The organism is Marinobacter gudaonensis (assembly GCF_900115175.1).
Classification (GTDB): Bacteria; Pseudomonadota; Gammaproteobacteria; order Pseudomonadales; family Oleiphilaceae; genus Marinobacter; species Marinobacter gudaonensis.
Genome location: NZ_FOYV01000002.1, coordinates 226,655 through 240,550, shown reverse-complemented (window position 1 = coordinate 240,550; position 13,896 = coordinate 226,655). Strand labels below are relative to the sequence as shown.

The following is a 13,896-nucleotide window of genomic DNA, read 5'->3' as shown; positions in this document are numbered from 1 at the left end:
ATACGGACAGCGGAGGAGGGTTACCATGATCTGGGATCAGACATTCATCGAACTGGCACCACTGCCCCGGGGCTTCCACCTGGTAACCAATGAGGTTGTTGCCCAGGCGCCGGATCTGACCAACTGCGAGGTGGGCCTGCTGCACCTGTTCATCCAGCACACTTCCGCCTCCCTGGCGGTAAACGAGAACGCCGATCCGGACGTCCGCGGCGACCTGGAGCGCCACTTCAATGTGATGGTGCCCGAGAATGCCCCGCACTACGAGCATGTGGCCGAAGGCCCGGACGACATGCCGGCCCACATCAAGAGCATCCTGATCGGACCGTCCCTGACCCTCCCGGTGCATCATGGCCGCCTGGCTCTGGGCACCTGGCAGGGCATCTATCTGTGTGAGCACCGGGACCGGGCTGGCAGCCGACGGATTGTGGCGACGCTGCAGGGGCGTTGGTAAGCCATAATCCGCTCATCGAAAATTTACCGATCGGCGAAAATCTGCGCAGACCGTAATTCCTTGCCCTGTCCAGCCCTTGTGTCGCAAGGGGTTTGGCCTTGGCACAGTAGCTGCAATCACCTTGTTGCGTAATCGACGTCCAGAGGACATCGATACCAATCCAACAAAAACGAGGTGATTAACATGCGAAAGTTGCTCTTGGCAGCCAGCGCTACTTTTTTGATGGGCGTGGGAGTTACCCAGGCTGAAACCAATCTCTCCATTGCCACGGGTGGAACCGGCGGCACCTATTATCCCCTGGGAGGCGGGCTTGCTGAGCTGATCAGCAGCCACATTGGAGGCTACAGCGCTGTGGCGGAAGTTACTGGTGCTTCTGTCGAAAACATGGGATTGATTCATCGGCAGGATTCGGATCTGGCCATTGCGCTTGCCGACACGGTTCATCAGGCCTACCACGGTGGAGAGCGGTTCAACGGCAATAAGCTGGATGTTCTTGCTCTCGGCTCGCTTTACCCCAACGCTGTCCAGATTGTGACGCTTGCAGACTCCGGTATCACCTCTTTGTCTGACCTTGCGGGTAAGCGCGTGTCGGTCGGGGCCCCCGGAAGTGGCACGGAGGTCAATGCCAAGGCGCTTCTCGAGTCCAATGGAATCAGCTTCGAGGACTTCGATGTTCGGGGTCTCAATTTCAATGAATCTGCAGATGCTCTTCGGGACGGCGATATTGACGCGGGTTTCTGGAGCGTTGGCCCACCCACCAGCTCTATTGTAAGCCTGGCCACGACTAGGGACGTTGCCCTGGTTTCCCTCTCAAAGGAAGAAGTTGCCAACGCGCGGGATGCTGTTGCGGTATTCGCGCCATACAAGCTGCGAGCGGGAGTGTACGAAGGTGTAGAAGAGCCGGTATCAACGATTGGTATTCCGAACGTACTGACGGTGAACTCAGGAATGGAAGAGGATCTCGCCTACCAGATCACCAAGCTGCTTTTCGAAAAGGTGGAAGAACTCCGGGCCATTCATCCTGCTGCCTATGACACAACGGTTGAGTTCAGTCTCGAGTCTACTCCGATTCCCCTGCATCCCGGTGCTATTCGCTATTACGAGGAAATTGGACAGTCCATTCCGGACAAACTGCGTCCGTAGCCGGTACTGAGCCCCATGATCTCCCGTTCGTGTTACCGACGTGCAGTCGCAGCCTTTGTCTGGTTCGCATCGACAGTGGTGCTCACCGCTGAGGCTGAGGAGGGTCGAGCGCAGCGCCTTGTCATTTCCGACGCCCAGAGCACACCGATTGCCGAGATTGCATTACCTCCGTCCGGTCGTTGGTGCCTCATCTGGAATCACTCGGTACAGGGGTTTCCCGTAACCGACTGTTTTCGGACCGAGGAGAACCGATTGATTCTGGACAGCAGCCAGACACCGGATTTTGCAGCAGGTTTGGGTTACCTGGCGGGACGGGGGATCCTGGAAACAAACCAAAAGCACGGATATCGGATTGTTGATATGAACGTGCCCATCTCAAGCAATGTCCTCCGGTTGCGGGTCGGTTCCAGCACCGTTAATCACCGTATCCGCGTCGACTCGCGGTACGTGAATCTCAGTCAGCTGGCCGAAAATCAGCGGGTCGAGATTCGACTCGATCTCGTCGGAGACAAAGGAAGCAAGACCCAATGACTCAGCAAACAGCGATTCCATTCAACATCAAGACATCGAGCGACTGGCAGCCCGAGGCTCTGAGCGGGCCGCGTCCGCTACTGTGGCTTATTGCCTTGGTGGGCATCGGCTTGTCTCTGTTCCAGTTGTACAGCGCTGGAATCCAGCCTCTCGGGTTGTTCTACCAGCGGGGCATTCACCTCGCGCTAGTGATGATGTTGTGTTTTCTTCTATTCGGTCCAAAGCCAGGTCAGCCCAGAGGAACATGGGCAGCGATCATAGATACTGGCTTATTCCTCGCGTCCGCCGCTTCGGGTTTCTATCTGGTGTGGTTTCTTGACGACATCATGGCGCGAGCTGGCTTCTGGAACCAGACCGACATTGTCATGGCATGGGTTTGTACCCTCACTCTGCTTGAGGCCAGTCGACGTGCCGTCGGCACGGGGCTGACCGTTATTGGCGTGGTTGCAATCCTGTATGCGGTGGCCGGCTCGCGCGGTCCGCTTGCCGAGTTCGGCCAATGGTTACCGGGAATTCTGGATCACCGCGGGTACTCGTTTGATCGTGTAGGTGCTCAGCTGTTTCTCGGGCAGGAGGGGATTTTTGGTTTGCCCCTTGGCGTCGCAGCGACATTTGTCTTCATCTTTGTCCTCTTCGGCGCAATGCTGGAAGTCACAGGAGCCGGGCGATTCTTTATCGACCTGGCCTTTGCGGCCACCGGTCGACAACGAGGAGGGCCGGCGAAGGCGGCAGTACTGGCCTCAGCCAGCATGGGGTCAATCTCAGGCAGCTCAATCGCAAACGTGGTTACCACGGGCGCCTTTACCATTCCGCTGATGAAAAAGCTCGGTTACCGGCCGGCGCAGGCCGGTGGTATTGAAGCCGCAGCGAGTACCGGTGGGCAGATTATGCCTCCACTAATGGGTGCTGGCGCGTTTCTGATCGCTGAATATACCCGGGTTCCCTACCTCGAGATTGTCAAGGTCAGCGTATTTCCCGCACTGCTGTACTTCGCAACGGTATACCTGCTAGTGCACATCATCGCGATCAAGCAGGGTATGAAAGGTCTGCCTTCGGACGAACTGCCCAAAGTGAAAGATGTCATGGCAACGGGGTGGTACTTCCTCCTGCCGATCATTCTGCTGGTCTATCTGCTTGTTATAGGAGTCTCGCCGATGCGAGTCGGCTTTTACGCCGTTGTAGGCATCATCGCGATTGCCGGAATCAACGGCCTATGGCAGGCGGTAAAGCGGGGTAAGGCCCAGGACAGTTTGGTAACCGAGGTCAAACTGGCCTTCAAGGTGGGCGCGGTCAAGCTGCTGCAGGGCTTGGAGCTTGGAGCACGAAATGCAGTGGCTGTTAGCATCGCCTGTGCAATTGCGGGGATCGTAGTCGCGGTTGTTGGCCTTACGGGCCTTGGACTCAAGTTTTCCTCAATGATGATTGCCTTCGCCGACGGCAATATCCTGATGGCGCTACTCCTCGTCGTCATCGCCAGTCTCATTCTCGGACTTGGTCTGCCGGTGACGGCCAGTTACATCGTCCTGATTGTTCTGGTCGGGCCTGCATTGACCAATGAATTCGGCATACCGTTACTGGTCGCACACCTTCTGGTGTTCTGGTATTCCCAGGACTCTAATGTCACGCCTCCTGTTGCGCTTGCCGCCTATGCTGCCGCCGCCATAGCTGGCAGCAAGACCATGGAAACCAGCGTGCAGGCCTGGAAGTTTGCCAAGGGTCTGTATCTGGTGCCGCTGTTCATGGTTTTTAACCCCGTGATTATCGAGGGTGGGCCCCTACCCATCGTTCTCTGGAATGGCTTCATTGCAATTATTGCGCTCTTGGCCTTTGCGGCTGCACTTGAAGGCTTCCTGTTCACCTACATCAGGGCGTGGGCGCGGATTCTACTCAGTGGCGCTGTCATCGCGATCTTCTATCCGAACGTGTCTGTAGAGATCGCAGGCGTTCTAACCATTGCAGCACTGCTTGGGCTGAATTTCGCAAGCTACCGGCGGCAACAGGGCGGCTCTGCGGTACTCGCAGAGGTCTCGAGGTAACGCTCCGCCCTGGTGGAAAGACTTTTGAGCAAACAGAAAAAGGGGGTGCGACAAAACCAACGATTCAGAGATGAAGCAAAAAACCGTTGTGAAATTAAAACCAAAACGAGAGTGAGAACTATGAAAAAACAAGAAACTGTTCATTCCAATGTCAGCTGCGGAACTGTCAGTGCGAGACGTTCACTGGCATCTTGCTTGGTGTTCGCTGCCGCCAGTGTCGCCGCCTCGGGTGCACTCGCCCAGGCCAAGGTTTCCAATGTCTCTGTGAATCCATATGGCCAGCTGAACTACGGGCTTCTGTTTGGCGACACAGGGGACGGCAGTGAGCACTTCATCGTTGATAACGACAACAGTGCCAGTCGCGTGGGCGCCCGGTTGAGCGGCGATCTCAATGACACAGGGCTCACAATCGGAGCCCATCTTGAGCTGGAGTATCAGCAGAATCCGTCGAATGCTGTCAGTCTCAACGAGCGTTCAATAAGCGGTGAGTTTAATGAACGCCATCTCAACGTCTTTGTGTCTGGTGGCTTTGGCAAGCTGTCGCTGGGCCAGGGCGATGGCGCCGCGAATGGCAACATTGAACGAGACCTTTCCGGAACGCTGCTCGTTTCCTGGACCAACCCCGCCCTGGTTGGCGGCGGCCTTGAGTTTTTGGAAGAATCTTCTGCCACTCGTGTTCGCCTGATTTCGGCCATGAGCGATCAGGATTTTGAAAGCAGATACAGCCGTCTTCGCTACGACCTTCCATCAATTGGCGGCATTCAACCCGCAGTCAGCCAGGGTATCAAAGGCGAGGATGATGTGACGGAAGTGGGCGCCAGATTTTCTGGTGAGCTGGGTGGCAAGATCATCGGTGCCGTTGGTTTCTCGACCCGAGACGTTGGGGGGCAGGCTGACCGTTTTCAGACGTTGGGCGGTTCCGTTTCCTGGTTGCATGACAGTGGGATCAATCTGACGGGTGCCTACTCCACGACCAGCGATGATAATCCTGCTAACCCGGATGCAGATTTCTATCTCGGCAAGCTCGGTTACAAGTCTGGCCAACACGCATTCGATGTTCACTACGCCGTAACCGAAGACCGGCTTCAGCAGGGCGATTCAGCCGAAACCATCGGGGTTGGCTACGTGTTTCAGCCAATCAAGTGGTTTGATACCTATGCCGGGGTGAACCGCCACTCCCTCGACCGCCCGGGAGCCGATTTTGAAGACATCACAACTGTACTCGTCGGTGGTCGTCTGAAGTTCTGAGGCCCATGCCTTGCCGGAGCCTTAGCAGTCCCGGCAAGGCATCGTCGTTCTGACGTATCTCCGGGACAAATTGGGAGTGGTTATGGCTCATGTAACCCAGTGGTTCCTTGATCTCTCCGTGAGAATGAAACTCATGGCCGGTTTCGGCCTCGTTCTCCTGCTTACCTGCGGTGTCGCAGGTGCCGGGCTACTGGCGATTGACGGAATAATGGATCGAGCCAACCTCGTAAAGCAGGTAGCTCGAATACACGCGTCGCTGGGTCTTGTCCGGGAACGGGAAAAAACGTTCGCGTTAACGGCGAATAACAACCTCAAAGAGGAGGTAGAGAAGGAGATTGGGCGAATTGTCACGTTGGCCGGCGACGCTGCGGCGCGATCCAACAGCCAGGAATACAGAAGTCAGTTCGATGCTATTGCCCGCCAGAGCGCGCAGTACCTGAACGCGTTCAACCATTACGCGGAGGCAAAAAGGCTGGCCTCGGATTCGCAAGTGGTGATGGGGGAGAAGTCCCGTGAGACCCTCACAGCCTTTGCATCGCTTGAGGAAAAGTTCTTTGAAAGAACGCGAGCCATCCTGAAATTACCCCGAATGCCTGCCGGCGACCCGGTAGACCTCGCTGAGACAGCGGTGAATTTTTCGCGGAACCTGAACCGTTTACGTGAGCTTGAACACCAGTTCCTGAGCACCGCTTCGCCCTCTGTGTACCAGCAGTGGCAAGACACGTTTCTGGCGCTCCGTCAGGACGTTGCTAACTTTGCAGCGGAGCGTAGTGGTTCCGAGCGGGCTGTTCTGGATGCCGCGGGTGAAGCACTCGAAACCTACCGTGTTGCTTTCGAGCGATACCGTCGATCAATGGCAGCCATCGCCGGAGCCGAGACTCGAATGCAGCGAACAGCTGCAGACGTTCTTCGGCGGGCCGAGGAGGTATCGGTCAGTCAGCGATCAGCGATGGAATCGGTGGGGCAGAGTTCAATACTCGGTGTAAGCCTGATGAGTGCGCTGGCTGTCCTATTGGGAATCGGTGCGGCTCTGGTAATTACGCGGCTGATTCTTGTCCCACTGCGTAAGACCGTGGAAGCGGCGCAGAGGATCTCGGGAGGGGACCTTACGGTTTCGGTGTCCGTGCAGCGAAGTGATGAGCTGGGTTTACTGGCAGGGTCCATGTGTCACATGACACAACGTCTGCGGGAACTGATCGGACAGATCAGCGCCAGCACGGGAACGGTTACCACCGAGTCGAAACGCTTGTCCGAGACCGCCGAGGCAACTCGACTCGGTGTTGAGCACCAGCAGTCTGAAACCGCGCAGACAGCGGCTGCCATTGAGCAGATGGCAAACTCCATCCGGGAAGTGGCGACCAGTGCGGGTGATGCGTCCTCCCATACGAGCGCCGCGAATCAGGGCATGCATGTGGGGAGACATCTGCTCGAATCCGTACAGGAGCAGATGCGACACCTCGGAGGTAGACTGGCTCAGTCGGCAGACTCGGTACTGAAACTGGAAACGGAAACCCATGCCATCGGCACGGTCCTTGATGTGATCAAATCCGTTTCCGAGCAGACCAATTTGCTGGCTTTGAATGCGGCCATTGAGGCCGCGAGGGCGGGAGAGCAAGGGCGCGGATTTGCGGTGGTTTCGGACGAGGTGCGGGGGTTGGCGGAGCGGACACGACACTCCGCTGCTGAAATCGAGGTGCTGGTGGTCAACCTCCAGGCGGTCGCCACCGAGGCAGCCCGGGAAATGCAGACCAGCCTTGCCATCAGCCAACAGGTGGAGAGTGCCGCAACGGAGGCCTGTGAGAGCCTGTCCGACGTTGCCTCGCGGTTCAGCGCCATCGAACGGATGAACCAGTCGATTGCACGGGCGGCTGAACAGCAACAGTTGGTGGGCAGCAGCATCAGCGACAGCGTGTCGCAGATCAGCCAGGTTGGTGAGCAAAGCGCAGAGCGCGCCGACCGTACTGCCATTGCCAGTGCCGATCTGGCCAGACTGGCGGCGGAACTGCAAACCGCAGTGAGTCGTTTTCGCGTGGGTGATCTATCTTAAAAGCTGGGCGGCGGATATCGGTGCGCACATCATAATGACAAGAAGAACGACCTATGTATTTCAGACGTTTATCCCTGCGCCGGAGTAAAGCGGCACTCAATCGGCTGCCATTCTGGCTGCTGCTGGGTCTGCTTGCAGTCTGCCTGGCACTGGTGGTTACCCAGCCGGCCCTGATGCGACACGAGCTGCAACAGGCACGGACCGATTCGGTGCAACGCCTGGGTGCCTATAAAACTTCCCTTCTTGCCACCATTGACCGGCATCTTTATTTACCCGGCGTGCTTGCCTCCGACCCCCGAATCGTCGAAGCCCTCGATGGCCTGCAACGACCTCCCCAGGGCGGCCGCAGTGCCGGCTCGGATCTGTTGCAGGATTTGAACCAGAAGGCCGAGTCAGACGAGATTTTCCTGATGGATGCCAGAGGTGTGACTCATTTCTCCAGCAACTACGACTCCCAGACAAGTTTTGTCGGAAAAAACTACGGCTTCCGACCCTATTTTCGGGACGCAATGGCCGGCAAGCCCGGTTTCTATTTTGCGGTCGGTGCCACGTCCGGGGTGCCAGGGCTCTTTCTTTCTGCGCCCGTCCAATCAGAGGCCGGTGCGACCCTCGGAGTCATCGTGATCAAGATCGATCTGGGCAAGCTGGAGCAAAGCTGGGCGGCCTCGGGGGATTCCGTTTGGGTGACCGATGAAAACGGCATCGTGTTTCTGGCTTCGGATTCCCGTTGGCATTACTTTTCGTTGCGCCCGATCTCGGAAGCCTTGAGATCCGAGCTGAGTGATACCCGCCAGTACGGGCAGGATCCGGTCACGCTCCTCACGCGTGTTTCGCAGTGGCAATCCGATGGCTGGTCGACCTTTGAGCTGGACGAAATGGGGCCTCAGGTGGTTTTTGGATCGGCGATCGCCAGCTACCCCTGGACGATGCATCTGAGAGTTCCCCTCAAAGAAATCAGGACAAAGGCCGGCGTCAAGCAGGCCATGGTGGTGTTGCTATACGCCGCGTTTGCCGCAGCCAGCCTGTTTTATCGAGAGCGGCGCCGCAGGACCCAGGCTCAGGATGCCCTGGCTCTTCTCACTGCAGAGCGGGAGTCACATCAGCGGGCGATTATCCAGAATACCGATGTGGGCCTGATTAACCTGGATGAAAGCTTCCGGCCGATATTCCTTAACGAACAGGCTCGCTCACTGTTCAAGCTCGATGTCTCAGACGCCGACTGTGATCCGGCAGATCTGATTGAGCCCTGGAATCACTCGGCCATAGGTGTGGGCCCATGCAAGGCTGAGGGCATCCGTTTGGACGGTACCCGATTCCCGGTGATCTACACGCTCAACCCCATTCGGGTTGGCAAAACCGACGAGTACATTCTCACGGTGCAGGACGTGACCGAGCTGACCGCTGCGCAGGAGGCGCTGGAGAAGATCAACCGGGCTCTGGAGCATCGGGTAAGGGAGCGGACCCGTGATCTTGAGGAGGCCCAGGCTGCACTTGCACAGAACCAGAAGCTGGCGGCATTGGGAAGGATGTCGGCCGCTATCGCCCATGAAATAAATCAGCCCATCACGGCGTTGTCCAATTTCGTCGCCAGCAGCCAGGTGCTCATCGAACGGGACAAGCCTGAACTTGTGTCTGCCAATCTGATCAAGATTGAATCGTTGGTCCAGCGCCTTTCCAAGCTGTCCCGCCAGCTTCGGATCTTTTCGGGCAAACGCAATTCCGGCAGCAGTTTTGTGTTGTTGAAAGCGCCCATCGAGTACGCCCTGGAGTTGTTGGCGCCGAGGTTGGAGAAGGAATCGGTGGTTTGCGATCTGAACATCTCGGGAAACTACGAAGTTCGCGCCAATGCCATGGTGCTTGAGCAGATCGTCGTGAACTTGCTGTCGAATGCCATTGATGCGGTGGCCGGTGGGCCTGACGCCCGAATAACCGTGCAGGTCCGACGTTGCGTCGAGAATCCTGATCGTGTGGTCATGACGATTGAGGACAATGGCCACGGCATGACCGACGATCAACTGGGCCAGATTTTTGAACCGTTTTTCACCACAAAGCCCATGGGCGAGGGGCTGGGGCTGGGGCTGGCCATCAGCTACAGTCTCGCCTGCGATATTGGTGCTGAATTGACTGCCAGCAGCCAGACGGGCGAAGGCACCTGCTTTACGCTGAATCTGCCGATGGCCAACACAATCACAACAGAGGCCGGGTTATGAATGACGTCATGCATGCGGTTGTTATCGATGATGAACCGACGGTACTGGAATCTCTTGAGCAGTGGCTGATGCTCGCTGGTATTGAAGTCGCAACGTTCAGCAATGCTCGCGATGCGTTGCCTTTGTTGGATCTGAACTTTCCCGGAGTGGTCGTCAGCGATATTAAAATGCCTGGAATGGATGGAATGAGCCTATTGCAGGCTGTCGATCCAGGGATACCCGTGATTCTGATCACCGGCCACGGTGGCATTGCCCAGGCCGTCGAAGCCATGAAACTGGGCGCCTACGATTTCATTGAGAAGCCCTACAAACAGGAACGGCTGATTGATGTGATCAAGCGAGCCTGTCAGCAACGTCGGGTAACGCTTGCCACTCAGCCAAGCCACTCATCGTCGGAAGAGTGTGACTGGCTGGCGTCAGTGATTATTGGTGAATCCCAGCCGACGCGAACACTCAGACAGCATGTTCAGGCGCTCGCCCGCGTGAATGCCGATGTCGTCATAGCGGGGGAGACAGGTACGGGAAAGGAACTGGTTGCCCGGAGTCTTCATGCCCTTAGCATCCGGCGGGAGCAGCCGTTCGTGCCCATCAATGTCGGCGCCATACCAGAGAGCCTCCTCGAAAGTGAATTGTTCGGCCACGAGGCCGGCGCCTTTACGGGGGCGCAGAAGCGTCGGATCGGTCTTTTCGAGGCTGCCCATCAGGGAACGCTCTTTCTCGATGAGATTGAAAGCATGCCGATGTCCTTCCAGATCAAACTTTTGCGGGTATTGCAGGAGCGGGAAGTGGTGCGAGTCGGGTCAAATACGCCGGTTTCAATCAACGTGCGAATTATTTCCGCGACCAAGGAAGATCTGCGTGAAGCGGCCAATCAGGGCCGATTCCGGGAGGACCTCTATTACCGGCTTATGGTAGCTGACATTCATCTTCCCCCATTAAGAGAACGGATTGACGATGTGCCGGTGCTGTTCAGTCATTTTTTGCGCGAGGCCGGGAAAAGCAATGGCCTGGACGTTCCGCAACTGAGTTACGAAGACCTCCTGGCGCTGGAACTGCACGATTGGCCGGGCAATGTTCGAGAGCTCAAGCACACTGCAGAGCGTTATCTGCTTTCGAGAAGCATCAGCGGCATCTCGGTTGCCGATCTGATGCAGCTTGGCCTTGGCAATCAGTCGTCCATGCTGTCTGGGGAGCGATCTCTGAGTGAACGCCTCGACCAGGTGGAGAAGGCGTTGATTACCGCGGAGCTGAGCCACCACAAAGGCAACATCAAAGAGGTTATGAGGGTGCTTGGGTTACCCCGTAGAACACTGAACGAGAAGATGCAGAAGCACGGTCTCAAGCGAGAGGCGTTTGTGGGATTCGATGGAGGCGGAGAAGCCTGATAGATCGGATCAGCGAGGTACCGCTGACCAAACGGTTAAAAGCTGGCGGAATTCTGCCCAACTGTTCTCTGAAGTACCGGAAAACAAGAAGTTGTGCGCATTCGAGGTTGGCACGACTCCTGCTCTTAGAAGTCTGGCGAACCCGTTGAGTGAGGCTACCTCTCGCGGGTTGGCCTCAGGCTTTCCTGTCCAAGTCTGAAGTCGTTGTTGTGTTGGGTGTTCTTTTCAGGGCGCCCGGTGGACCCTTTGGCCGGCGATGTTTCGTCGGCCTTTTTTTGTCTGAGGATTGGTGGTGACTTGTTACATCGCCATTGATCGCGACGCGCTGAATATCGCTCATCGGTAGCCCGCATTGCCGGCAGATTCCCGCTTAATAAATCAGTTTTCTTCTAAAAAGTTTCGTTTTTTCAATGGCATAAATATTGGCATGTAATGTGATAAGGAGCTGGTGTTGGCTCTGAGCATGACAAAGAAACCACAAAAAGCACTAAGCCAGGAGTGATGAAATGAAAATTATAAGGGCACTGACACTTGGCTTGCTGGCGGGATTTGCGAGCAATTCAACTTTCGCCGAACCCACGAAATTGATCTTTTCTCATGTTGTCGGTCCCAATACGCCCAAGGGCAAAATGGCAGTCATGTTCAAGGATATAGTGGAAGAAAAACTTCCCGGCCGGTTCGAGGTGGTTATTTATGAGAAGGCCAGCCTCATGTCGGACGTTGAGGCTGTCGATGCCATTGCGGAGGGACGAATTCACTTCGCCGCACCGGCGCTGTCCAAATTCACCAACTACACGTCGAAACTCAAGGTTTTTGATCTGCCCTTCATGTTCCCCGATATGGAGTCTGTTACCAGCTTCCAGGAAGGATTCATGGGCAGACTGCTTCTTACCAGCATGAGTGATGACAACATTCTGGGCCTGGGATACCTGCAGAATGGACTGAAGCAACTGACAGCGACCACTCATTTCTCGGAGCCCGGAGATTTGCAGGGGCGGCGTTTCCGGATAATTGATACCGATGTACTTAAAGACCAGTTTCTGGCGCTGGGGGCGGAACCTGTTCCTATTCCCTGGCCGCAGACGTTCGATGCAATCAGGGCGGGCCAGGTGGATGGCCAAGAGAATACCTGGTCAAACATCTATTCAAGTGAATTCTATCGCTATCAGCCTCACATGATGGCCTCGAACCACGGTGTACTCGGTTACATGTTGATCACCAGTCAGTCCTTCTGGACTGGGTTGAAACAGGAGGAAAGGCGTCTTTTGTCCTATGCACTTGATGTGGCTCTTCAATACGGCAATGCCGTGGCAACTGCCAAAAGCATCAATGACAAGGAAGAACTCAGAACAATGCGTGGAATTGAACTGCTGGAGCCCACCAAAGAGCAACTTGCGACCTGGCGCCAGGTAATGGTGCCCATCTGGCAGAAGTACGAGTCTGCCATCGGTAAATCAATTGTTGATGCCGCCCGCAAACATTCGGGTGGCTAGCGATCCAATCCCTGCGTTGCGTCGGGATTTCTCCAGGCCTGCAAAGGGCCCTTCTGCCGGCAGTTTTTCTGCCGGTCTTTTTATTTGACGGGGTATGGAAACGGGCCCTATGTTTTATTGGCGCCTCCGTGATTACACAAAGTGTGTTTCGCTTCCCACCCATTGGTGCCCAGTGATGGGTGGGATCCTACCCATCGTAGACATGTGCCGACGGTCTCTCGTATCGTAGGTGCCTGTTTTATAAGAATTTTCGGGATTTGGTCTGGTCCTTGCTGTACCCGGAGAATCGAAGCCTTTTCGCTTCGTTGAGCACCCAACTAACAAAACGATATCAGGGAGCATCCTCTATGAAGATCAAAGCCGTTCTGGCAGCCGCCGTTGCCACTACCATCATCGCCGGCCCCGTAGCCGCCCAGGACAAGTCCGACTGGCCCCAGAGCTTCACCATCGGCACCGCCAGTCAGGGCGGAACCTACTTTGCCTACGGTTCTGGCTGGGCCAACTACATGGCCGAGACTCTGGGTATTTCCGGTGGCGCCGAGATCACTGGCGGCCCGATGCAGAACATGGCGCTGGTGCACACCGGTGACCTCAACTTTGGCCTGACCACCATGGGCCCGGCCCGGGAATCACTGGAAGGCAACAGCCCGCTGGCTCCGGGCATGGCCATGGACAACGTCTGTGCCATGTTCCCCATGTACCAGACTCCGTTCTCGGTAACCACCCTGTCCAGCTCCGGCATCACGTCCATCGCCGACATTCCCGATGGTGCCAAGATTGGTTTCGGCCCGGCCGGTTCCACCTCTGACACCTATTTCCCGAAGATGATGGAAACCCTGGGTGTGAACTTCGAGCGTCGTAATGGCAGTTGGGCCGACCTGGGTACCCAGCTTCAGGATGGCCTGATTGACGTGGTGGCCTTTGCCGCCGGTATTCCCATCCCTGCCGTAAGCCAGCTGGAAGTTCAGACCGACGTGAACATCATCGGCATGACCGAGGAAGAGCTGAAGAAGATCACCGAGGCCTTCCCGGTGGCCGAATTCACTATCCCGGCCAGCACTTATCAGTCACTGGATGAGCCCTCCACCGTGGTGTCCATGTGGAACTTCGCGATCGCCAACTGCGACGTCTCTGAAAGCCTGGTCTATGAGATGGTGAAGACCACCATGGAAAACAACGACAAGATGGTGTCTATCCACAAGGCGGCGCGTACCAGCGTTCCTGAGAACTACACCAAGAACAATGTTCTGCCCTGGCACCCGGGCGCAGCGCGTTGGTTCAATGAAAACGGCTACGAGATTCCGGCAGACCGGATCAAGTAACACCCGTAGCTTCTGAGGGGGCTGCTTCGG

10 protein-coding genes are annotated in these 13,896 nt (G+C 56.3%); all 10 read left to right on the top strand.

Going from position 1 to position 13,896, the window contains the following annotated elements; translation table 11 throughout:
* Positions 1-25: 25 nt before the first annotated feature.
* The 10 genes from BM344_RS14205 to BM344_RS14160 all read left to right on the top strand — a co-directional run bounded on the left by BM344_RS14205 (position 26) and on the right by BM344_RS14160 (position 13,866).
* A complete protein-coding gene (locus tag BM344_RS14205) occupies positions 26-451 on the top strand; it encodes a secondary thiamine-phosphate synthase enzyme YjbQ (protein ID WP_091991652.1) in 426 nt (141 codons plus the stop codon).
* Between the two features lie 183 nt (positions 452-634).
* Positions 635-1,594, top strand: a complete 960-nt coding sequence (locus BM344_RS14200; protein ID WP_091991650.1) for a TAXI family TRAP transporter solute-binding subunit — start codon at positions 635-637, stop codon at positions 1,592-1,594.
* A 15-nt stretch (positions 1,595-1,609) separates the two neighbouring features.
* On the top strand, positions 1,610-2,125 hold the full coding sequence (locus BM344_RS14195; RefSeq protein ID WP_091991647.1) for a DUF1850 domain-containing protein: 516 nt from the start codon (positions 1,610-1,612) through the stop codon (positions 2,123-2,125).
* Positions 2,122-4,161, top strand: coding sequence for a TRAP transporter permease (locus BM344_RS14190; RefSeq protein ID WP_091991645.1), 2,040 nt, complete (start codon positions 2,122-2,124; stop codon positions 4,159-4,161). Before BM344_RS14195 ends, BM344_RS14190 begins: the two co-directional genes overlap by 4 nt.
* A 24-nt stretch (positions 4,162-4,185) precedes the next feature.
* Positions 4,186-5,409 carry a porin gene (locus BM344_RS14185; protein ID WP_139229646.1) on the top strand — a complete coding sequence of 408 codons (1,224 nt, stop codon included), beginning with the start codon at positions 4,186-4,188 and terminating at the stop codon, positions 5,407-5,409.
* A gap of 82 nt (positions 5,410-5,491) precedes the next feature.
* Positions 5,492-7,456 (top strand): methyl-accepting chemotaxis protein, encoded by a 1,965-nt coding sequence (locus BM344_RS14180; protein WP_091991641.1) that lies wholly within the window; start codon positions 5,492-5,494, stop codon positions 7,454-7,456.
* Between the two features lie 53 nt (positions 7,457-7,509).
* Positions 7,510-9,666: a sensor histidine kinase gene (locus BM344_RS14175; RefSeq protein WP_091991639.1), complete on the top strand. Its 2,157-nt coding sequence runs from the start codon at positions 7,510-7,512 to the stop codon at positions 9,664-9,666.
* A complete protein-coding gene (locus BM344_RS14170; RefSeq protein ID WP_091991637.1) occupies positions 9,663-11,051 on the top strand; it encodes a sigma-54-dependent transcriptional regulator in 1,389 nt (462 codons plus the stop codon). The genes BM344_RS14175 and BM344_RS14170 overlap by 4 nt, the downstream gene beginning before the upstream one ends.
* Before the next feature lie 506 nt (positions 11,052-11,557).
* Positions 11,558-12,544: a DctP family TRAP transporter solute-binding subunit gene (locus BM344_RS14165; protein ID WP_091991635.1), complete on the top strand. Its 987-nt coding sequence runs from the start codon at positions 11,558-11,560 to the stop codon at positions 12,542-12,544.
* A gap of 347 nt (positions 12,545-12,891) precedes the next feature.
* Positions 12,892-13,866: a TAXI family TRAP transporter solute-binding subunit gene (locus tag BM344_RS14160; protein ID WP_091991633.1), complete on the top strand. Its 975-nt coding sequence runs from the start codon at positions 12,892-12,894 to the stop codon at positions 13,864-13,866.
* Positions 13,867-13,896 lie beyond the last annotated feature (30 nt).